Genomic DNA, 20214 nt, shown 5'->3' with positions numbered 1-20214 from the left:
TCTCTCTGCTTCTCCCATGCGCTGTCTCAATTGTTACCAGGATGATATCCCCGCCGCTACGGAGTATTGCCCCCGCTGTAAAATTCACCTGCCTTCCCTCCTCCGAGATACGCTTCCCGCCGGGACATTGTTGCGCTCCAACACCTACCGCATTGAGTATGCCATTGGCCGGGGGAGCTTCGGCATTACCTACCAGGCCCGCCATACGGTTCTCAACGAAGTTTTTGCCATTAAAGAGTACTATCCCACTGAGTTCGTTCTTCGCCATCAAGCCGATCACTCGGTTCTGATTCCCCTGGATAAAAAGAATGCATTTCAACGGGGCCGCTACCGCTTTATGGAAGAGGCGCGTATTCTGGCCAAGTTAAACCATCCCAACCTGGTCAAGGTCTATGACATTTTTGAGGATAGAGCAACAGCCTACATGGTGATGAATTTAATCCAGGGCAAAACCTTAACTCGTATTCTCAAGACTCATCCTGGTTATCGTTTGCCCTTACCAAGGGTCGAATCCATTGTGGCTCAGATGGTCGAGGCCCTGGATGTCTTGCACCAAAATGGCGTTTGTCACCTCGATATTAAACCCGAAAATATTATCCTGACCCCGGACAATAAAATTTGTTTAATTGATTTTGGCGCGGCTCGCTCCCTGGCTAATGCCCAACGCATCGAAACGCGGCTCTTTACCGAAAGTTATGCGGCGCCGGAACTCATGAGTGGCGGAGAAATTGGCCCTGAAAGTGATTTGTTTGAGTTGGGGATGATGACCCACCAACTGATTACCGGCAAACTCCCCCCACCGGCCATGAAGCGTTTATTGGAGCAGGAGTCCTGGCAACCGGAGGGCCTTTTGCATCCCTGGAAGACCCTCCTCACCGAGGCCCTGCACCTACGACGAGAACAACGTCCCAAAACGGTTCGGCAATGGTGGGACGCAGGACAACAGGGCCAATATCGAGCCAAGCATCACTTGGGGGGAGAGGGGGCCGATTATCTCCGGGGAGACTTTATCCATCCAGATCTGGCCCGAGACCGCCTCCAGCATCGCCTGGGTCGGGGCGTCATCCGTTCTGTTCAGGCCTTGGCCCCTGGCCTAGTGGTGGCCTTATCCGCCGGGGGAGCGGCCCTCTTTGACCTCAGGGCCAATAAAGTGCTCTGGGAAATTGACAGCCCCATCCATCAGGGCCAGCTTAGCCTTGATACTCGTCTGCTGATCTCAACCTATCAACGCTGGATTTCGGTGTGGGATCTGGCCACAGGAAAATTAATCCAGCAATTTCAAGGCCATCCCCAAAATATTGACCATCTTGTCTGCACCCAAGACCAACACTTAATTTGTGGCCATCATAAAAGCGATCTGATTCTGGTCTGGGACGCCAAAACGGGTGAACAAATTCGCTCCTTGGTCAAGCCCCCCGGTGTGATCACGGCTCTGGTTATCACCGCCGATGGCCGCTATCTGGCCCTGGGGAGTCCCGATGGCAGTATTTCGCTGTGGGATTGCACCCTAGACCAGGAAATTTGTTGCCTCCGGGGCCATCAACAACCGGTCGAAAGTTTAGCCTTTAGTCCGAATGGTGCCATTCTGGCCTCGGGGAGCCGCGACAATACGATTCAACTCTGGTTGATTCCGTCGGGCCAACCCTTAGAACGGCTAAAGGGCCATATTGACTGGATTAGAACCCTCGCCTTTAGTCCCAATAATCACTACTTGGCCTCAAGTGCGGGGGTGAACGACAAATCAATTCGGCTGTGGCAAGTGGCCAATGGGCAAGAGTTCAAGCGTCTTCGGGGCCACCATAATCGCATCCATACCCTCAGTTTTAGTCGGGATGGCCAGTCCCTAGTTTCTGGCAGTTTTGACGGCACTGTGCGATGGTGGCAATTAGACAATGGTCAGGAAATCCAGCAGATTCTGCACCACAGTAATTGGATTTATGATCTGGCCTGTAGCCCCGATGGCCAACTCCTAGCCAGTGCCAGCAACGACCCGACTATTGCCATCTGGCACCGGAGCAGTGCCCGGCGGATTAATACCCTAACAGGACACCATGATGCCGTTACTAGTGTGGCCTTTAGTCCAGATAGTCGTTTTTTACTATCCGGTAGTTGGGACAAAACCCTGCGCCTCTGGGATGTTACCGTGGGCAACGTGGTACGGGCTTTCCCCGGTCATCGAGATTGGATTGATACAGTAGCCATTAGTCCCGACTATCAATACATCGCCTCCGCTGGCTGGGAAAATCAGGTGCGCTTATGGGAACTTTCCGAGCGCTGGCCATTACTACGGGGTCATCGGCCCCAACGCATCCTTGCCGGCCATCTAGACCACGTCACTGCCGTTGCCTTTAGCCACGACAGTCATCTCCTGGTGAGCGCTAGCAAAGACCAAACCCTCCGTCTCTGGGAAGTGGCCTCGGGGCAAGAATTGCATCAACTCACGGGCCACAAGCACCATGTCCGCTGTGTCGCCTTCAGTCCCGACGATCAGTTCGTCGCTTCGGGGAGTTGGGATAAATCGGTTCGCCTATGGCATACCCTATCTGGCAAACAACTGAAACCCTCCTTTCGTCATCCCGACTACATCGAGGCCCTGGCCTACAGTAGTGACGGTCACTACCTGGCCGCTGGCAGTCGCGATGGCACCATCCATCTTTGGGATCTCTTGACCGGCAAGGAGGCCCGCCGTATCCGCGCCCACACCAATACCATCAACTGCCTGACCTTTCATCAGAATATTCTCATGGCTGGAGACCAGGACGGTGTGATTCGCTGTTGGGTGGTTTAGGCCTCTTCCGCACAGTGCCACAGCAGGGCCTCGATATCTGCTACGGGAAAAATCGGCACCTGCAGGGCCTTGGCCACTTCCTCAACAGTGACATCGTCAAGAAAACAAGTGTCATCGTGTTTAAGCATCAGGGCCGGTAACAGGAGGCCATCCCCCAGGTCACGTCCCGATAGTTTTTGCATCAGGTCTTGGCCGGTTAGTAGGCCAGTGACGGTAATTTCCTGGCCCCAGTAGTCACTATTGAGGGCCACTAGGCTGACCGTCAGGCCCTCGACGGTGTTGAGGCGAGTGACTAGCGGTTGAAAGGCCTGTTCCACAGCATTACCCACCACCCAGGTATAGTGTCGGGGGGGATCCACCTGGGCCGGTAAGATCTCTTCGGCCAAATCGGTGAACTGCTGGAGAAATTGCCGAATCGAACCCACCCCATTACCAATCTGGGGATAATCTTCGTAGTGAGCGGCTGGGGGGAGTTCCTGGCGAGCGATCAAAAACCATTCATCCGCCAACCAAGCAAACTGGCCGCCAAACTGGGCTTGAAATTGCTTCTGCAGGCCCTGGACTTGGGCAATCACTTCTCTGGCTTTGACCGGACTGACCGGGCTCAATTCATCCTCAGCGGGCCGAAAACGGGTCAAACCAACGGGCACCACGGCCACAGAAATCACGGCAGGAATCTCCCCTTGGTGGAACTGGGCCAGGTCTAGCAGGGTTTGGGTGAGATGTTCTCCATCGTTAATACCGGGACACACCACTACCTGGGCATGAATTTGCAGGCGCCGCTCTTGGAACCACTGCAACTGTTCGCGAATTTGACCGGCCCGAGGATTTTTCAACAGGCGACTGCGGACTGCCGGTTCGGTGGCATGGATCGAGACGTAGAGGGGGGAGAGCCGAAGTTGTTCAATGCGTTGCCATTCCCGCGAGGAGAGGTTCGTCAGGGTTAGGTAACTGCCGTAGAGAAAGCTGAGGCGGTAATCATCATCTTTGAGGTACAGACTTTGCCGTTTACCGGGGGGTTGTTGGTCAATAAAGCAAAAGGGACAACGATTATTACACTGGATTAAACCATCGAAGAGGGCCGTTTCAAAGCCTAAACCCAAGTCTTCATCCATATCTTTTTCGATTTCAAGCTGGTGGGCCTGGCCGCGACTGTCGAGGACTTCTAGGGTGAGGTACTCCTCGGCGCAGAGAAATTGGTAATCAATTAAATCCCTGGGTTGAACGCCATTAATGCTCACTAGGGCATCTCCGACCTCAAAACCGAGTTCCGCCGCAATGGAGTCGGGCAAAACAGTACTAATCAGGGCCGGACGGATCGTTGCATCACTCATGACAATTCATCGGAGCGGGAGACATTCCATTTTAAGATGAAAGACAGAGGCCCTTTTGATTTCCCACTTTCGTCCTGTCGAGATCTCGATCGGATTAGCTGAATTCAAGACCAGACTGGCTCAAATTACTCAACAATTTTTCTACCCGTTTACCTTCAATCCCCAAAAATCAATCCCTTGTCTGTTCCCTCAGCCCTGACGATTTACGCCCCTTTTCCTCAGGAACCCCACCATCACCATCTGCTGATTTTGCTCCATGGTTGGGGGGCCGATGCCGATGACCTGGCCCCCTTGGCCCAGAGTCTTGATTTACCGTCCTATCACTTTCTTTTTCCCAGCGCACCGTTTCCCCATCCCCACGTGAGTCAAGGAAAAGCCTGGTATGCCCTAGAAAGCCAGGATGAGAGCGGTTTGGCCCTTAGCCGTCAGCTACTACGGCAGTGGTTATTGGGTCTGGAATCAACCACGGGAATTCCTCTCCAGCGCACGATTCTAGCGGGTTTTTCCCAGGGAGCCGCCATGGCCCTGGATGTGGGGCTAGACCTCCCCCTAGCGGGGATTTGTATCCTGAGTGGTTATCTGCATTTTCAGCCGGACGTCAGGAATGCGACTATTCCTCCTATCCTGATCATTCATGGCCGCCAAGACGGGGTCGTTCCCATTGGGGCTGCTCGCCAAGCCCGAGATATCCTGCATCAATTTCAGCCGGCTTTAGAGTACGAAGAGTTCGATATGGGTCACGAAATTCCATCCTCCGTTGTGACTCGCCTGCAAACCTTTGTGCAACAGCAAACTGCTCCTTTAAGCTGAGATTCCCTGGCTCAAAACAACGTCACCCTAGCTCTTGATCAATGGTACAGGCAAAAATTCTAAAACTAGCCCTTCCTGGGCCACAAGGGTATTAGGAAATTGTTGCTGGGCCTCGGCGGCAATGGCCGCCATTCGTCGGTCGTGGTGGGAAGGGTCGTGGTGAAATAGAATCAGTTGCTTGACTTGGGCAGCCTGGGCCACTTTAATGGCCTCTTGCCAGGTGGAATGACCCCAACCGACGCGACTGTTTTGAGGGTCATAATATTCATCATCGGTATAGGTCGCATCAATGATCAGGACATTAGCTTGGTGGGCCAAATAAAGAGTATTGTCATCCAAACGATGGGGAAAATGTTCTGTATCCGTCACGAAAGCGACGTGAATGCCGCGCCAACTGACACGATAGCCTACTGCTTCTCCGGGATGGTTAAGCTTGCGATTTTCAATACAAATATCCTGAATGTATAGGGTTTCGTCCACTTCGAGGTCGTAGAACTCCAGATTGCCCTGCATAATCTGTAGCGGCACAGGAAAATTAGGATGGAGCATCTGGTCATGGAGCCGGGCCTGGATAGTCGAGCCATCAGGTGTGGGTACACCATAAATTTTAAAGTGATTGCCCCGCTGGAAGGCTGGCGCAAAAAAAGGAAAACCCTGGATATGATCCCAGTGGGTATGGGTAAAGAAAAGATGGCCCTGGAGATTCATCTGGCCCTGGAGGGATTCTCCCAATAGTCTGAGCCCCGTTCCCCCATCAAAAATTAGTCGTTCCGTTCCCACCCGCATTTCAACGCAGGTCGTATTACCGCCGTAGTAGACCGTATCCGGGCCTGGACAAGGAATACTCCCCCGGACTCCCCAAAACTTAATTTGAAAGCGCTCGTTTGTCATCTCTTTATCCTAGGAGAAAGGGCCTGCCAGGCCTACTTATCGGCGAGGGGGCCTGGGGGTGGGCAAGTCCAGGTTGTCCACCCACCATGTCGGGGATGCTCAAAGGCCAGAGTCTGGGCATGGAGCCAATAGCCACAATCACTGGGAATCGCAGATGGACTATCGGCCACTATAGGTTTTGGTAGCCCTCCCCTTTGGTAGAGGGGGTCGCCGAGCAAAGGATAACCCACCGCTGCTAAATGAATCCGAATTTGATGGGGCCGGCCTGTGAGAATACGAACTGCCACCAGGGTCGCCGCTGTCCGTCGCTCCAGAACCATTACTTGACTCTGGGCAGCTTTTCCCGTGGGCGTTGCGCCGTAGAGATAACCCAGGCGGGGGTAGGCAATCTTACCAATGGGTTGGTCAATATCAAATCGGCAGGGGAGGGCACCAGGGCCAATCAAGGCCCGATAGCGTTTGTAGAGACGGCGCTCCCGCAATTGTTGGCTAAGATGTTGGCGGGCTAGGGGAGAACGGGCAATCAGCATAATACCGGAGGTGCCCCGGCCGAGGCGATGAATCGGTACGGGGTGTTCCTGGGGATAACGGCGCTGGAGTTGATGTAACAGGGTATGTTCCACAAAGCCGCCACCGGGTAGGACGGGTAAGCCGGATGGTTTGGCAATCAGCCAGAGGTCTTCATCTTCGTATAACACCTCAAAATCGAGGGGAACTGAGGGTTCCTGCCAGGGTGGGCGCTGGTAACTCAAGTGTTGGCCCTGGGCCAATGGGTAGGTCGGCTTTTGGATTTGGCCATTGACTAAAATTTGGCCCGCTTCAATGCGAGCCTGCCATTCCCTCCGTTGAGAATGGGGATAACGTTGACTGTAATAGTCGAGGAGGGCCTGGCCTGTGGCTTGAGCATCTACTACCTCTCGATAAATCCAACCCTGATTGCACTGATTTTGGCTCACGGGGTACTTTCCTCTACGGCAAGGGGCCTTAGGATACAATACTAAAGGAGACGCATGATTGTGACCTATGACTGACCCCCTGGCCTCGACCCCCCGTAATGCCGAGAAAGAAGAAATTTCCATTCATCTGGATGCGGATTTGCTAGAGCAACTCAAACACTTAACCAATGAACCCAGTCGCATCATTGAAGCCGCTGTTAAACAATGGCTCCGGGGTGAAAAAGAACGGGATGATGATCTGACGCGCACTCTCCGCCGGAATCCCCCGGTACCGCCGCGGGGAGAATGGAACGACTAAGCTTGGCAGACGAGGAATTAGCCGTCAAAATTAGAAATAGACCTTCCTCAAACAGGTTTTTCTAATCTTTCTATTGATGCTATGACGCTAACTCTCTCTGCTCAAGACCTATTTCGGACAGCCTACGAAAGTCGCTATACCTGGGATGCTCAGTTTCCGGGGTATCATGCCGACTTAACCCTCCAACAAGGCGAAGAATGTTACCAAGGCCAGGTGCAAATCAGCAGAGACCTCAGTGTCATGGTCCAGGGTTTTGAAGACCCCACCGTACAAGAGAGTATCCAGCACCAACTCCGAGATATCGTGACCCATCGCCAACGGCGTTCCTTTGAGCAGGCCCACAGCAAAAATCAATTTAGATTCGGTGAAACGGATGATTCCGGAGCCCAAGCGATTCTTGTTCAAGGCGATGCCATGGGGTCTCACTATAAAATCCGGGGGTCAGAGATTTGCCAAGTGAGCCGAGTCATGGGGCCAATGGCCTTCACCATTGACACTCAGGAATGCCTACAAACAGAGCAAGGTTACTTGCCCATTCAATACCATGCGATTTTCCGAGACGCCCAAAGTCAGGCCCTGCGAGGCCAACGGCACTTTCAAGACCGGTACGAAAATCTGAACGGTTACTATCTGCCTGTCTATCAAAAAATTGAAGCGATAGACTCAGCAGGACAGACCATCGTCACGGAATTCATCTACACTAACCTGGAATTATTAGGTGACTAAACCTAGCCCCGCGTTAAAATCAACAAGCACGATATTGAGGTCAACCATGGAACTTACCCTAGACAACGTCGAAACCGTCCTAGATGAATTGCGTCCTTACTTGATGGCCGATGGCGGCAATGTGGAAGTGGTCGAACTCGATGGCCCCATTGTAAAACTCCGTCTTCAGGGAGCCTGTGGTTCCTGTCCCAGTTCTACCATGACCCTACGCATGGGCATCGAGCGCAAACTCCGGGAAATGATTCCTGAAATTGCAGAGGTAGAGCAAGTCCTCTAGTTAAGCGCTCAATATTGGCCCTTGGATAAATACCTTGGCTCCCTCAAATCTAGGGAGCCTTAATTTTCAGTTTTTGCCTGAATCAATTCAATTTTGTAGCCATTGGGGTCTTCGACAAAGGCAATTACCGTCGTCCCATGCTTCATTGGCCCGGGTTCGCGAGTTACCTTGCCGCCGCGGGCTTTAATTTTGTCGCAGGTGGCATAAATATCATCCACCGCCAGAGCAATATGGCCAAAGGCATTGCCTAGCTCATACTTTTCGATACCCCAGTTGTAGGTTAATTCAATCACTGCCTGTTCTGATTCCGCACCATAGCCGACAAAGGCTAGGGTAAATTCTCCGCTGGGATAATCTTTTTGACGCAATAAGGTCATCCCCAAAATATCGCAGTAAAAGTTGAGGGATTCCTCTAGATTTCCCACTCGTAACATGGTGTGAATAATTCGCATCGTTTATTTTGTCCTTAGCCAATACCCAGGCTTATCCTAACAGAAAAAAACTGTCTCCCCGTTAATTCGAGAAGACAGAATTTCTAAAAAAGTTCAAGTTAAACGAAATCTTGGTTAGAACTTGAAGGTTGTCCGCAGAACACCCACCCAGATGCTGGAGTTGTTGCTGTTAGCTTCTGGGTTAAGAATAACGTAGAAGCCAGGGGTAATTTGGATATTTTTGTTGATGGGGTATGCGTACTGGGTTTCAATGATGTAAGGAGCGCTACGATCATTGCTGATTAAATCCCCTGTTAGACTACCAACGTAGGGAGCGTAGGGCATCAAACCACCACTAAAGGAGAGAACAGCACCTTCTTTACCCAAGTCAAGGATAGAAAGGGCAGCATTCCAAGTCCAGAGGTCAGCACTGAGACCATTACGACGCCCACCTTGAGCATTGGCGTTCGCATAACCACCCCAAGCAGACAGGTTCAGGTTGTTGGTGATTTTCCAGTTACCTTGGAGGTTATAGGTGTCTACCGTGGTAGGGGTACCGTAGAAGGGATCACTGGCAATCACACTGCCCGTGCCAGCGGTTAGGTTAGGACGAGCCGCAGCGCTGTAGTACTTGTGCAGATAAGATAAACCAATTCCCAGGTTATCAGTAGCCTTGTAGTTTAGCTGAGCACCAGTACTGAAGCTACCATTGAAAAAGCCATTGTTAGCAGTAGGGGTGCTGGCTTGACCATCATCAGCCAAGTAGGTAGCAACGATGTTAAATTGCTTGCTGAAATCGTATTGCAGAGCTAAACCTGCACCTTCAGGCCCCCGGTTAACGAAGGGACTATAGCGGCTGAAGCGGCTGAGAGCCCCCGTGTCACTACTCTGGAGGTAGGGATTATAGGTATTGAAGACATCATCAAGGGCCAAACCACGGGGACCAACCCAAGCTTTCAGATTCCCCATGGGGAAGCGGTACCACAATTTGTTGAGGTCAACGTTGTTGTTGGGGGAAGAGCCGTCAAAGGAAAGACGAGCCATGTTGGTGCCGGTAGGGCCACTCAGGTTAGGAACGTTACCCGCCTGTAGACGAGTTTTCAGCAAGTCCTTGCCGGTGAAGCTAGTGTCAAAGTTGAGACGAACCCGGTCGGAGAAGGTTGCAATTTCATCAACATCGGCGGGGGCGCTACGGCGACCTTGGTTCAGTAAATCTTGTTGACGCCAGTCAATAGCTTTTTCACCACCCCATTGGTTTTCCAGCGAGAAAATAGCGATCCCGTTGAGTTTAGTGGTGGTAGAGAATTGATGATCTTCTAGGAAGGAAACTCTAGACTCTAGGTTATCAACACGCGCTCCCAGAGCAGCTAGTTCTTGCTCAAACTGTTGAGCTAAGGCTTTCAATTTATCAATATCTTCTCGTAGAACGGCAACATTCTCTTGAATGAGGCGCTCCATCACATTCATACAGGCGTTTAAACCAGCGGCGAATTCCCAACGAGACAGGGCTCGGTTACCGCGGAAGGTACGGTCAGGATAACCTACGATACAACCGTAGCGCTCAACCAAGCTTTTCAGTGCCTCATAGGCCCATTCGGTGGGTTGAACATCGCGGAGTTCAGAAACACTGGTAACCTGGGACATGCCTTGATCTGCCCCCATGTTGGCATCAAAGCGTTTCATGTCTTGACGGCGCCGCATCATTTCCAGGGCGTCAGTCTGATTAGCAGTCGGTAGAACTTGGGAGTTAACGGCATCCTGGGGAGCAGCGATAGAGCCCTGAAAAGACATCAAGGACGCACCTACCGCAATGGGAAGTGCCTTGAGTAAAGGTAAGAACTTTTTATTCATAGCTAGATAATCCTCACACCTGAGCAAGAAATGTGGTTGACTCTGTGGATAGGGACTTGACCACAATGACTTTGGGATATTCAAACCCACAAAGAGAGTGTAGGCAATGAGCTTCCCTAAGTGCCATTATACCGACTTGTTGACAAAATTCAAGATCAAATCCGAATTTGTAAAAATTGCTTCAGTGGAAGGGCCAAGTTAAGTTTAGTTAAAGAAGCCCGAGCTTTTGAAGAACAAGGAATTCTGCCATCTTCTTTTGAGAATTGTCATGGAAGAATTAACGCTTTCTTAATGACAAGCGAAGGTAGATAGGCATGGGAAGCTAGCGTTCTTTTTTACCATCGCACCTGGGAATAAGCGGCCTCTGAGATAGTGGGAATTTCTGCGTAGCGGCCGAGGATAGACTGGACAATACTGTAGCCGGTGGCGACGATAGCCCCCAAAAAAGCGAAGTTATAGAGGGTTTCCGTGAGGAGGTCAATGCCTAGGCCAACAAAGACGTACTGCATAATTAGACCAAATAGGGATAGTAAAATCCCCATCAGGATGGCCTGCATGGCATTGAAGCGAATGAAATGGGAGATCCGCTCATTTCTCACTACCGCGAAGAAAAGCGCCAGAAAAACAATGAAGGAACCGAAGGGAAACTGGTAGTAAAACTGGAGCAAAGGCCCTAGAGGAAGGTAAATTAAAGCGAGAGCAGGAAACTGGGTCAAGAGAAATTTGCCGAACATGAAAGCATCCAGCAGGGGAATGAGGTAAACAAGCGCTCCAAAAATTTTATCTTTGACATCCACCGAACCACGCCAGGTCATCCTGATTATTCCTCTCAATATTGATTGAACAACGCGAGTTGCTTCCATTATCACCGACAACGGTCTTCCTGGTAGAGGGCCTCCTTTGTCAGTTACAGGCCCCCAGGATTTCAGCAAACTTGTTAGCCTGAAGTTAGAGGACATTTAGGGAAAAAGCTCCCCTCAAACCGGTCGATCACCGCCAGGCTCATTATTGCCAGTAGGAGGATCAAACCAGATGGAACGACTACCGAATCGTCTTTGGGCCGGACAACAGCTAGCGGATCAGTTGCAAGGATTGATTCAGCATGAACCGGGATTAGTCCTCGCTTTACCCAGGGGCGGAGTCCCGGTTGCTTATCCCATTGCGCGTCAGTTGGGATGGCCCTTGGATGTCTGTCTGGTGCGAAAATTAGGGGCACCGGGCCAGCCAGAGTTGGCGATGGGCGCAATTACCTTGGGCGGTCTGCGGGTCATTAATCAAGATATTGTGGATTACTTGAAAATTACGACGACAGAGATAGCCCGAGTACAACAAGAAGAAGAGCAGGAAATTGCCCGACGCAATGCTTGCTATCGTCGTGGGCTACCCCTTCCAGTTCTAAAAGGAAAAACGGTGATTTTAGTCGATGACGGCGTGGCTACGGGGGCGACTCTCCAGGGGGCAATCGCCATCACTGAACAACAGGGGCCAAGGCAACTGATCGTAGCTGTTCCTGTGATTGCACCGGATAGCTACCAACAACTCTGCCAGCGCGTCGATCGGGTATTTTGCCTCTTGCAACCCGCTCCCCTGCAATCTATTGGGCTATGGTACGAAGACTTTAGCCAAGTGCCGGATGAGGTTGTCTGCCATTATCTCAATTTGGCCCTACGCCTCCAGAATCCCCCGGCCTAGGCCTCCGCTAACTGCTGTTCCAAGAGCTGGTTGGTTAATTTCGGGTCGGCCCGACCACTGGTTTGTTTCATCACTTGACCGACAAAAAACCCTTTCATGTTGCCCTTGCCGCTCCGGTATTTCTCTAGTTCCTTGGGATGGGCGGCCAAAATTTCGGCAATGATACGGCCCAATTCTGCCGGATCTGAGAGTTGGGTCATCCCCTTGGCCTCGACCACTTTTTGAGGAGAGCCTCCTTTTTCTAGCAATTCCGGTAGGATTTCCTTGGCAATTTTGCCGCTGATGGTGCCTTTTTCAATCAACATCACTAGTTCCGCCAGGCCCTGGGGAGTGAAAGCTAAGTCTCCGATGTTGATTTTGTTGGTATTGACGTAGGCCGCAATGTCTTGGGTAATCCAGTTAGCGACTAATTTTGCGTTGCCACCGGCCTGAACAGCTTTTTCAAAATATTCAGCCACCTCACGGTCTTCCGTTAATACCTGCGCATCGTAGGCCGAGAGACCAAACTCGACTTCATAGCGACTTCGTTTGGCGGCGGGAAGTTCAGGCAGTTCTGCTAACCAGGCCTGTTTTTGCGCTTCGGAGACTTCTAGGGGGGGCAGGTCAGGTTCGGGGAAATATCGATAATCGCTAGAACCTTCTTTTTTCCGCATACTGATCGTCCGTTGACTGCCTTCTTCCCAGAGACGAGTTTCTTGGACAATGGCCTCTCCGTTTTCCAGGGCCTCGATTTGTCGTTCAATTTCGTACTCAATGGCCTTTTGAATGGCGCTGAAGGAGTTCATATTCTTGATTTCTACCTTCGTACCAAATTTAGCTTGGCCGACGGGCCGCACCGAGATATTGACATCACAGCGGAGGGAGCCTTCCTGCATGTTGCCATCACTGATCCCCAGGTACCGTACCAGTTGACGCAGGGCCTGGGCGTATTCAGCGGCTTCCTGGCCCGAGCGGAGGTCGGGTTCCGAGACGATTTCCAACAAAGGCACCCCCGTGCGATTGAAATCTACCAGGGAGTGGGTTGAGCCTGCCAGACGATCACTGCCTGCATGGACTAATTTCCCGGCATCCTCTTCCATGTGGAGACGGGTAATGCCGATGGTTTTGCGCGTAACTTGTTTGCTTTTTTTATCAACTAATTCAATTTCCAGGGAACCCTGCTCGACAATGGGCAGGTCGTACTGGGAAATTTGATAATTTTTCGGCAAGTCTGGATAAAAATATTGCTTCCGGTCAAATTTACTGTAGGGGGCAATCTGGCCGTTAATGGCCAGGCCGAGTTTAACCGCCGCCGCCAGCACCGCTTGATTGAGGACGGGCAAGACCCCTGGATAGCCCAAACACACAGGACAAACGTTAGTGTTAGGGGGACTGTTGAACTGGGTAGAGCACTGACAGAAGATTTTACTGGCAGTATTCAGTTGACAGTGGGTTTCTAGGCCAATGACGGCTTCGTAGTCAGTCTTAACGGCGGTAGCGGTCATAGTGTCGATCACGAATTAGCTCAGTCTATTATAGGGCTCTGAAACCCGGCCAATACCCTAAGTCAATAAAGACTCCCCTGGCCGGCCAGGGGAGAGGGGAAATGACGAGCGATCCCGCCAAAAGAAACCTAACCTAAGTTCACTTTAACGACGCGGTTTTTTTCTTCTTCCGCTTTAGGGAGCGTTAGAGTGAGGATACCGTCTTTGTATTCCGCCGTGACTTGGGTATTGTCTACCTTGCTGGGTAGGGGAATGACCCGTTCAAATTTGCCATAACGGAATTCAGTACGGGTTACGCCTTTTTCTTCCGCACGGGTTTCAGAACGCCGTTCGCCACTAAGGCTGACGCTATCACGGGTGACTTCAACGTTAATATCTTCCGCCTGTAGGCCAGGAATTTCGACTTTAAGATGAAGAGCTTCAGGCGTTTCCGTAATTTCCGCCGGGGGCATGAAACTCGGCCAGCCGTCACCTTCTTTTAAAAGGCCCTGGGGACTGAGGGTATCGAAGAGACGGTTCATTTCATGTTGTAGGGTATCTAATTCCCTGAGGGGTTGCCAACGGAGTAATGCCATTATGCTTGCCTCCAAACACAGAACTCAATTCGGGTTGCATTTAGGTTTGGGAGAGTCGCCTTGTTTGCGTACCCTCCACCCTCAGCTTATCCCCTGGCCCTTGGGTATCAGGATCGGCTATCCAGACCCCTAGGAGGGGGATTTACCGAATCACCGCCCCCTGGGCCTGACAGAACATCATCTTCAATTTTGCTGATTAGCAACGGAGAGGGAGGGATTCGAACCCTCGTTGAAGTTACCCCCAAACAGCATTTCCAGTGCTGCGCCTTCAACCGCTCGGCCACCTCTCCAAAAGTGGTCACAAAAGTCCATTGTACAATAAGCAAAGCGTAATCCCAAATACTTAATCCCAAAATTTTTTATGGCCCAGTTTTACCGTCTCCGTGTCCACCATCGCCAAACCGGGGAAATCCACGATCTAACCGTTGCCAGCGACCGCTACATCCTGCACCAAGCGGAACACCAGGGCTATGAACTGCCCTTTTCCTGTCGCAACGGGGCCTGTACCAGTTGTGCGGTGCGGATTCGGTCAGGAGAGGTTTTCCAACCCGAAGCCGTCGGTCTCTCCCAAGAATTACGAGACCGGGGTTATGCTCTGCTCTGTGTGAGCTACGCTCGCTCTGACCTAGAAGTGGAGACTCAGGACGAGGATGAAGTCTATGAACTGCAATTTGGCCGTTATTTTGGCGGTGGCCGCGTCCGTTTTGGCCTACCGTTAGAAGATGATTAGTGCGTTGAGTGGCGAGGATGCTGGATCGGAAATCGTTAAAAACCTGGCTAGAAATTGCCACAGAGGCGGCCCTGGCGGCAGGCGTTGTCCTAGAGGATTGCTACGGCAAGCTGACTCAGATTCAAGAAAAGGGCCAGGCCGGTAATTTGGTCACGGAGGCTGACCAACAAGCAGAGGCGATCATTCTAGAAATTCTGTCGCGCCACTGTCCTGACCATGCCATTTTAGCCGAGGAATCGGGCTATTCTGGTCGGGAAACGGATACTTGCCTGTGGGCCATTGACCCTCTGGATGGCACGACGAATTATGCCCATGGTTATCCTCTCTCTTGTATTTCTCTGGGCCTGTTGGTGGAGGGCGTTCCCGTCGTCGGGGTCATTTATAACCCCTTCCGGCAGGAGTTGTTCCAGGCGGCCCAAGGTCTGGGGGCCTATCTCAATCGCCGTCCGATTCGAGTTTCCCAAACAAAGGATTTGGGCAAAAGCCTCTTAGTGTCAGGGTTTGCCTACGACCGTCGAGAAACGGCAGACAATAATTATGCAGAATTCTGCTACCTGACCCACCAAACCCAGGGCGTCCGGCGCAGTGGCTCGGCAGCCATTGATTTAGCAGATGTGGCCTGTGGCCGTCTCGATGGCTATTGGGAGCGGGGCATTAATCCTTGGGATATTGCCGCGGGTATTATCTTGGTTCAGGAAGCTGGGGGCCAGGTTAGTGCCTACGATGGGAGTCCTCTAGTGTTGGCCTCTGGTCGAATTTTGGCCACCAATGGCCCTATCCATGGGGCCCTTAGTCAGGCTTTAGAAGACGCTTCGGCCTGGTTTCAAGCTTTGACAAGTCCCCCAAAAGCTAGTATTCCCTGAGACTTTACCAGATAATAGTAAAAAGATAGGGACAGTCGCATCGGATAGGCAGTTGTAGTTTGCTATGATTTCATTCCCCATTAAGCAAGGCCTCTTTAAGTATGACGTGATGGATCACCATGCCATTTTAGGGACTCCCCTCGATGCGACCTCCCAGCAGATTCGACAATCCTACTTAAAAATTGCTCACATCCTGCATCCGGATACCTGCAAAACAGAGGATGAGTCTCAAAAAAAACTAGCCGAAAAACTTTTTTCTAAGTTAGTGAATCCGGCCTATGAAATTCTCTCTCGGGAAAATAGTCGTACGGAACACCTACTCATTGCCTCCCAAACAGCTCGCAATCTGACCCAGGAGCGCACTTCTCTTGTTCAGGCCTCTCCAGATACCCAAAAGCTATGGGCCGCTAAAAACAATCCAGAACTAGTCTATCGCCAACTCCTGAACCCATTGATTCGTGACCTTTACGGTGATTTAGAGCAAGTTTTTAGCAAAATTGCCCATCTTAGTGACCTTAATCTCGTCTTTTTACTACTCAAAGCAGAAACCCCTGCCAAGGTCATTGCCCAATCCCAACGCACAATAGTTCAAAGCGAACGGACAGCGAGTAGTTCTGCGCCAATACCCGAACCGCCGAAGGCAGAACCCGTTAAACTGTCTCCCCAGGAAACCTATCTGCGCCGTGCCCAAGATTACTATGAAAAGGGCCAGTACAATGCGGCCATTGGAGAACTGCGGGAAATTTTGAAGCTAGACCCCAAACATAGTCAGGCCCATTGTTTACTGGGGATGGCTTACCTAAAAAATAGTATGCTGACCATGGCTAAAGTTCACATCAAGACAGCAGTGGAACTCGATCCCCAGAATCCACAAATCATGATGGCTAAGCGGGAATTAGACAAACAAACCCTATCAGATACCCAAAAATCCGCTAGCAAGGATAGCAAAGGCGGCTTTCTGGGCGGGCTCTTTGGTAACAAAAAGAAATAGTACTCCATCTCAGATTTGCTCAGGGGCCAGGGGGGAAGGCGTATGAAAATTTTACTAGCTCCGGATTCTTTTAAAGGAACCCTAACCGCTCTCCAGGTTTGTCAAATTATCCGGGATGAACTGCAGGAGACTTTCACCGTTGACAGTCATCCCCTAGCCGATGGGGGAGAGGGAACACTGCTGGCCCTAGCCGCTTGTTTAACCAGTGCTCAATGGATAAAGCATTTGGTCTGTGGCCCGTTACCCTCCCAGCCGGTTGAGGCCGCCTATCTCTGGCTCCCCGAATCTCAAGTTGCCGTAGTGGAAATGGCCCAGGCCAGCGGTCTGACATTGCTAACCCCCTCAGAACAGAATCCGGAGTTAACCACCACCTACGGTACCGGAGAATTAATTACCCAGGCCTTAGCTCGGCATCCTCAAAAAGTGATTTTGGCCCTCGGCGGTTCGGCCACCAATGATGCGGGTCTAGGGATGTTGATGGCCCTGGGTTGGCAATGTTTAGATGCCAATAGCGACGCCATTCCCCTCGGGGGCCAGGGCCTATCTCGATTGCAACAAATTATTCCTCCCTCCGATTTTAAACTACCCCCCGTAGAACTCTGGAGCGATGTGACCAATCCTCTCTACGGCCCCCAAGGAGCCGCCTATGTTTATGGCCCTCAAAAAGGAGCTGATAGCGCCATGGTGGAGCGTCTTGATCTGGGCCTACGCAACGTTGCCCAAATCTTAAAACAAGAAACTGGCTTTGAGGCCAATTTTCCAGGGGCCGGGGCCGCCGGGGGATTAGGGGCCGGAGCCGTATGGGGATTGCAGGCCCAACTCAAATCAGGATTTCAGGCCATTGCTGAGTTGACGGGCCTTGAACAGAAGCTCCAGGCCTGTGACCTGGTGATTACCGGTGAAGGCTTTCTGGACGTTCAAAGCTGGCAAGGCAAAGTCGTCTCGGGGGTCTGGCAGTTGGCCCAAAAGTACGGTAAACCCCTGGTGATTCTGGCTGGTCAATCTAGCTTCGAGCATTATCCTGGGGTTGCTCAGATTATTTCCCTGGTCGGGCCAGACATTAGTGCTGAACAGGCCTGTCAAAGCCCCGCCTCAGCCTTAAAGCAACGATGTCAAGAACTTAAAAAAAGTTTGGTATGGACGTAACTGGATTCGAACCAGTGACCCCATCGATGTCAACGATGTACTCTAACCAACTGAGCTATACGTCCGTGCAGTTACCCAATATATCATAAACAAAAATAGTTGAGCAACTTTATTCGCACCATGCCGACCATTACGGGCAAAACAAAACTCCTGGGGGTGATTGGCCATCCCGTCAGTCATTCCCTGTCTCCCCTGATGCAGAATGCCGCTATTACAGCTCTGGGTATCGATTGGGTTTACGTGGCCTGGCCCATCCATCCGACAGAATTAACTATGGCTGTGGCCGGCCTCGCCGCTATTGGCGTCCAGGGTTTTAATATCACCATTCCCCACAAGCAAGCCATTATTCCTCTCCTGCAGCAGTTAACCCCCGTTGCGCAACAGGTCGGCGCTGTTAATACTGTTTGGCGAACTGAAGCGGGCTGGCACGGTACCAATACGGACGTTGCCGGTTTTATTTCTCCTCTTCAGGCGTTAAACCAAAACTGGTCTTCCGTGACCCCCGTTGTTTTAGGTAATGGTGGCGCGGCCCGGGCCATTGTCGTCGGCCTAGCTCAATTGGGCTGTCCTTGTATCCAAGTGGTGGGGCGTGATTTGGATAAACTGACAGTATTTAAGACCAGTTGGCCTGACCCGGCCCTGGAAAAGCTTCTGGAAGTTTATGGTTGGGATGCATTAGAGCGTTTGATTCCAGCTACTCAACTATTAGTTAATACTACCCCTATTGGCATGGCCCCGGATGTCACCGCTTCCCCCGTTAGCGATGAACTGATGAAAACGTTGTCGCCCCAGGCCATTGTTTATGATTTGATCTATACGCCTAGACCCACTCACTTTTTGCAACAGGCTAAGCGTCAAGGGGCGATAACCCTGGATGGCCTTGAAATGCTTGTACAACAGGGAGCGGCCGCGCTAGAAATTTGGACGGGCCAAGCGGCCCCGGTGGCGGTCATGCGGGAGGCGTTGCAGACCTACCTGGAGTAATCATTCAAATTTCAGAGGTCTCGGATTCGGCCCTGGGATCGTCATCGGCCTCGGAGGAAGGAAGTTGGCTGACTAGCACTTTATCGATCCGAATCCCATCCATATCAACGACTTCGAGACGCAGACCATCGGAAAGAAAGTAATCCCCAGATTGGGGGATTTTGCCGAGGGTTTCAATGATAAAACCGCCGAGGGTGTGGTAGTTGCCCTCTGCTTCATTGGCAAGGGTTTCTCGGTCAAAGAGTTCTTTAAACTGATCGATGGAAAGTAGACCGTCCAATAGCCAGGAGCCATCCTCTCGTTGGATAATTTGCGGCTCCTCAATTTCATCATCGTTGGGAATATTACCCACAATGGCTTCAATCAGATCATTCAGAGTGACCAGGCCCTCAATGCCGCCGTATTCATCCGTGATCAGAGCAATGTGGGTGCCAGACTGGCGAAACATTTCTAGTACATTGAGAGAACGGGTACTCTCTGCGACAAAAATCGGGGGTTGAACCAGCCGACGGAGATCGACAGGGCCTTGCCACTGGGCATTGAGAATATCTTTTACCCGGACAAAACCGAGGCAATCATCTAAACTGTCCTGGCCAACGGGAAAGCGGGAATAGGGGGTTTCAGAGATCTCCTTTTGATTTTCTTCCCAGGGAGCATCCACATCCAACCAAGCAATAGCTGTGCGGGGAGTCATCAGGGTTTTAATGGGACGGTCACCAAGGCGAAACACTCGTTCTACCATTTCCTGCTCGGCTTCCTCGAACATGCCGGCCTGGGTTCCCTGCTCGATCAAGACTCTAATTTCTTCCTCAGTAATCGGGCTACTTTCATTACTTTTCACCCCGAGTAAAGCTAGGAGCGTATCCGTAGAAGCGCCTAAAAGATAAACGATAGGGGCCGTTAGCCGTGACAAGCCCTGCATCGCGGGGGCCATCTGACAGGCCAACTGTTCCGGGTGGCTGAGGGCAATCCGCTTGGGAACTAATTCCCCGATCACCAAGGAAAGGTAGGTAATCAGAGTGACAACAATGAAAATACTGAGGGGTTCACTATAGGTCTGTAGGAGGGGAACGTCGCGGAGAAAAACCCCGAGACGCTGAGCCACTGTGGCTCCCCCCACTGCCCCACTCAAGATGCCGATGAGGGTAATCCCGATTTGTACCGCTGATAAAAAATTATTAGGGGAATTAGCCAGTTTTAGTGCCAGACGGGCCTTCCGATTTCCTTGTTTGGCCAACTGTTCTAGCCGAACCTTGCGGGCAGAGACAATGGCAATTTCCGATCCCGAGAAAACACCATTAGCAATGATTAGCACTAGGATCAGGAAAATTTCAAAGGCGATAGAAGACATTCGAGAAAAGGAAAATTGATAAAAGAGATCGCCTTA

The 20214-nt window shown here is 51.4% G+C and carries 20 protein-coding genes and 2 tRNA genes; 11 read left to right on the top strand and 11 right to left on the bottom strand.

Features of this window, described 5'->3' with window-relative positions; translation table 11 throughout:
- Nucleotides 1–16 precede the first annotated feature (16 nt).
- Nucleotides 17–2788 (top strand): protein kinase, encoded by a 2772-nt coding sequence (locus ABXS88_RS12925; protein WP_353672452.1) that lies wholly within the window; start codon nt 17–19, stop codon nt 2786–2788.
- On the opposite strand, the gene ABXS88_RS12920 is transcribed toward ABXS88_RS12925, so the two are convergent.
- The gene (locus tag ABXS88_RS12920) at nt 2785–4122 is read right to left on the bottom strand and encodes a TIGR03279 family radical SAM protein (RefSeq protein ID WP_353672451.1); all 1338 of its coding nucleotides are present in this window, start codon (nt 4120–4122) and stop codon (nt 2785–2787) included. The genes ABXS88_RS12925 and ABXS88_RS12920 overlap by 4 nt on opposite strands.
- A 177-nt stretch (nt 4123–4299) precedes the next feature.
- Between ABXS88_RS12920 and ABXS88_RS12915 the strand changes: the two genes are divergently transcribed.
- On the top strand, nt 4300–4932 hold the full coding sequence (locus tag ABXS88_RS12915) for an alpha/beta hydrolase (protein WP_353672450.1): 633 nt from the start codon (nt 4300–4302) through the stop codon (nt 4930–4932).
- A gap of 27 nt (nt 4933–4959) precedes the next feature.
- Here the strand turns inward: ABXS88_RS12915 and ABXS88_RS12910 are convergent, their stop codons facing one another.
- Complete coding sequence (locus ABXS88_RS12910) at nt 4960–5823, bottom strand: MBL fold metallo-hydrolase (RefSeq protein ID WP_353672449.1); 864 nt, start codon at nt 5821–5823, stop codon at nt 4960–4962.
- 32 nt (nt 5824–5855) lie between these two features.
- Entirely contained in the window at nt 5856–6779 is a 924-nt protein-coding gene (locus tag ABXS88_RS12905) for an RluA family pseudouridine synthase (protein ID WP_353672448.1), read from the bottom strand.
- Nucleotides 6780–6846: 67 nt separating this feature from the next.
- Here ABXS88_RS12905 and ABXS88_RS12900 point away from each other — a divergent pair, with 67 nt between their 5' ends.
- The 3 genes from ABXS88_RS12900 to ABXS88_RS12890 all read left to right on the top strand — a co-directional run bounded on the left by ABXS88_RS12900 (nt 6847) and on the right by ABXS88_RS12890 (nt 8080).
- Nucleotides 6847–7077, top strand: coding sequence for a type II toxin-antitoxin system CcdA family antitoxin (locus ABXS88_RS12900; protein ID WP_353672447.1), 231 nt, complete (start codon nt 6847–6849; stop codon nt 7075–7077).
- Between the two features lie 81 nt (nt 7078–7158).
- On the top strand, nt 7159–7803 hold the full coding sequence (locus tag ABXS88_RS12895) for a DUF3386 domain-containing protein (protein WP_353672446.1): 645 nt from the start codon (nt 7159–7161) through the stop codon (nt 7801–7803).
- A gap of 46 nt (nt 7804–7849) precedes the next feature.
- Complete coding sequence (locus tag ABXS88_RS12890; RefSeq protein ID WP_353672445.1) at nt 7850–8080, top strand: NifU family protein; 231 nt, start codon at nt 7850–7852, stop codon at nt 8078–8080.
- Nucleotides 8081–8139: 59 nt separating this feature from the next.
- Here the strand turns inward: ABXS88_RS12890 and gloA are convergent, their stop codons facing one another.
- The 3 genes from gloA to ABXS88_RS12875 form a co-directional block, all read right to left on the bottom strand.
- Nucleotides 8140–8532: a lactoylglutathione lyase gene (gloA, locus tag ABXS88_RS12885; RefSeq protein ID WP_353672444.1), complete on the bottom strand. Its 393-nt coding sequence runs from the start codon at nt 8530–8532 to the stop codon at nt 8140–8142.
- Nucleotides 8533–8646: 114 nt separating this feature from the next.
- Nucleotides 8647–10362, bottom strand: a complete 1716-nt coding sequence (locus tag ABXS88_RS12880; RefSeq protein WP_353672443.1) for an iron uptake porin — start codon at nt 10360–10362, stop codon at nt 8647–8649.
- 335 nt (nt 10363–10697) lie between these two features.
- Entirely contained in the window at nt 10698–11177 is a 480-nt protein-coding gene (locus tag ABXS88_RS12875) for a Tic20 family protein (protein ID WP_353672442.1), read from the bottom strand.
- A gap of 217 nt (nt 11178–11394) precedes the next feature.
- On the opposite strand from ABXS88_RS12875, the gene ABXS88_RS12870 reads away from it, so the two are divergent.
- Nucleotides 11395–12054, top strand: coding sequence for a phosphoribosyltransferase family protein (locus tag ABXS88_RS12870; protein WP_353672441.1), 660 nt, complete (start codon nt 11395–11397; stop codon nt 12052–12054).
- On the opposite strand, the gene gatB is transcribed toward ABXS88_RS12870, so the two are convergent.
- The 3 genes from gatB to ABXS88_RS12855 all read right to left on the bottom strand — a co-directional run bounded on the left by gatB (nt 12051) and on the right by ABXS88_RS12855 (nt 14403).
- The gene (gene gatB, locus ABXS88_RS12865; RefSeq protein ID WP_353672440.1) at nt 12051–13538 is read right to left on the bottom strand and encodes an Asp-tRNA(Asn)/Glu-tRNA(Gln) amidotransferase subunit GatB; all 1488 of its coding nucleotides are present in this window, start codon (nt 13536–13538) and stop codon (nt 12051–12053) included. The two genes, ABXS88_RS12870 and gatB, sit on opposite strands and share 4 nt — an antisense overlap.
- A gap of 128 nt (nt 13539–13666) precedes the next feature.
- Nucleotides 13667–14113, bottom strand: coding sequence for an Hsp20/alpha crystallin family protein (locus tag ABXS88_RS12860; protein WP_353672439.1), 447 nt, complete (start codon nt 14111–14113; stop codon nt 13667–13669).
- Nucleotides 14114–14316: 203 nt separating this feature from the next.
- Nucleotides 14317–14403, bottom strand: a tRNA-Ser gene (locus tag ABXS88_RS12855).
- 71 nt (nt 14404–14474) lie between these two features.
- Between ABXS88_RS12855 and ABXS88_RS12850 the strand changes: the two genes are divergently transcribed.
- From ABXS88_RS12850 to ABXS88_RS12835, 4 genes are all read left to right on the top strand, one after another.
- Nucleotides 14475–14843 (top strand): 2Fe-2S iron-sulfur cluster-binding protein, encoded by a 369-nt coding sequence (locus tag ABXS88_RS12850; RefSeq protein WP_353672438.1) that lies wholly within the window; start codon nt 14475–14477, stop codon nt 14841–14843.
- Nucleotides 14844–14860: 17 nt separating this feature from the next.
- Entirely contained in the window at nt 14861–15706 is an 846-nt protein-coding gene (locus tag ABXS88_RS12845; protein ID WP_353672437.1) for an inositol monophosphatase family protein, read from the top strand.
- Nucleotides 15707–15770: 64 nt separating this feature from the next.
- Complete coding sequence (locus ABXS88_RS12840; protein ID WP_353672436.1) at nt 15771–16697, top strand: DnaJ domain-containing protein; 927 nt, start codon at nt 15771–15773, stop codon at nt 16695–16697.
- Between the two features lie 42 nt (nt 16698–16739).
- Complete coding sequence (locus ABXS88_RS12835; RefSeq protein ID WP_353672435.1) at nt 16740–17843, top strand: glycerate kinase; 1104 nt, start codon at nt 16740–16742, stop codon at nt 17841–17843.
- On the opposite strand, the gene ABXS88_RS12830 is transcribed toward ABXS88_RS12835, so the two are convergent.
- A tRNA-Val gene (locus ABXS88_RS12830) sits at nt 17835–17908 on the bottom strand. The two genes, ABXS88_RS12835 and ABXS88_RS12830, sit on opposite strands and share 9 nt — an antisense overlap.
- A 55-nt stretch (nt 17909–17963) precedes the next feature.
- Here ABXS88_RS12830 and ABXS88_RS12825 point away from each other — a divergent pair.
- A complete protein-coding gene (locus ABXS88_RS12825) occupies nt 17964–18827 on the top strand; it encodes a shikimate dehydrogenase (RefSeq protein WP_353672434.1) in 864 nt (287 codons plus the stop codon).
- Between the two features lie 4 nt (nt 18828–18831).
- Here ABXS88_RS12825 and ABXS88_RS12820 read toward each other — a convergent pair whose 3' ends face one another.
- Complete coding sequence (locus ABXS88_RS12820; protein ID WP_353672433.1) at nt 18832–20178, bottom strand: hemolysin family protein; 1347 nt, start codon at nt 20176–20178, stop codon at nt 18832–18834.
- Between the last annotated feature and the right edge of the window lie 36 nt (nt 20179–20214).

The sequence above is a fragment of the Synechocystis sp. LKSZ1 genome, assembly GCF_040436315.1.
GTDB lineage: Bacteria > Cyanobacteriota > Cyanobacteriia > Cyanobacteriales > Microcystaceae > Synechocystis.
Note: the sequence above shows the minus strand (reverse complement) of the source record. Positions and strands in the feature narration are given on the sequence as shown.

Excerpts from the sequence above, each read along its gene's own strand:
- ABXS88_RS12925 (WP_353672452.1), top strand. The coding sequence starts at position 17 with ATGCGCTGTCTCAATTGTTACCAGGATGATATCCCCGCCGCTACGGAG.
- ABXS88_RS12860 (WP_353672439.1), bottom strand. The coding sequence starts at position 14,113 with ATGGCATTACTCCGTTGGCAACCCCTCAGGGAATTAGATACCCTACAA.
- ABXS88_RS12920 (WP_353672451.1), bottom strand. The coding sequence starts at position 4,122 with ATGAGTGATGCAACGATCCGTCCGGCCCTGATTAGTACTGTTTTGCCC.
- ABXS88_RS12835 (WP_353672435.1), top strand. The coding sequence starts at position 16,740 with ATGAAAATTTTACTAGCTCCGGATTCTTTTAAAGGAACCCTAACCGCT.
- ABXS88_RS12825 (WP_353672434.1), top strand. The coding sequence starts at position 17,964 with ATGCCGACCATTACGGGCAAAACAAAACTCCTGGGGGTGATTGGCCAT.
- ABXS88_RS12880 (WP_353672443.1), bottom strand. The coding sequence starts at position 10,362 with ATGAATAAAAAGTTCTTACCTTTACTCAAGGCACTTCCCATTGCGGTA.
- ABXS88_RS12850 (WP_353672438.1), top strand. The coding sequence starts at position 14,475 with ATGGCCCAGTTTTACCGTCTCCGTGTCCACCATCGCCAAACCGGGGAA.
- ABXS88_RS12875 (WP_353672442.1), bottom strand. The coding sequence starts at position 11,177 with ATGACCTGGCGTGGTTCGGTGGATGTCAAAGATAAAATTTTTGGAGCG.
- ABXS88_RS12890 (WP_353672445.1), top strand. The coding sequence starts at position 7,850 with ATGGAACTTACCCTAGACAACGTCGAAACCGTCCTAGATGAATTGCGT.
- gloA (WP_353672444.1), bottom strand. The coding sequence starts at position 8,532 with ATGCGAATTATTCACACCATGTTACGAGTGGGAAATCTAGAGGAATCC.
- ABXS88_RS12900 (WP_353672447.1), top strand. The coding sequence starts at position 6,847 with ATGACTGACCCCCTGGCCTCGACCCCCCGTAATGCCGAGAAAGAAGAA.
- ABXS88_RS12870 (WP_353672441.1), top strand. The coding sequence starts at position 11,395 with ATGGAACGACTACCGAATCGTCTTTGGGCCGGACAACAGCTAGCGGAT.
- ABXS88_RS12895 (WP_353672446.1), top strand. The coding sequence starts at position 7,159 with ATGACGCTAACTCTCTCTGCTCAAGACCTATTTCGGACAGCCTACGAA.
- ABXS88_RS12910 (WP_353672449.1), bottom strand. The coding sequence starts at position 5,823 with ATGACAAACGAGCGCTTTCAAATTAAGTTTTGGGGAGTCCGGGGGAGT.
- ABXS88_RS12820 (WP_353672433.1), bottom strand. The coding sequence starts at position 20,178 with ATGTCTTCTATCGCCTTTGAAATTTTCCTGATCCTAGTGCTAATCATT.
- ABXS88_RS12845 (WP_353672437.1), top strand. The coding sequence starts at position 14,861 with ATGCTGGATCGGAAATCGTTAAAAACCTGGCTAGAAATTGCCACAGAG.
- gatB (WP_353672440.1), bottom strand. The coding sequence starts at position 13,538 with ATGACCGCTACCGCCGTTAAGACTGACTACGAAGCCGTCATTGGCCTA.
- ABXS88_RS12840 (WP_353672436.1), top strand. The coding sequence starts at position 15,771 with ATGATTTCATTCCCCATTAAGCAAGGCCTCTTTAAGTATGACGTGATG.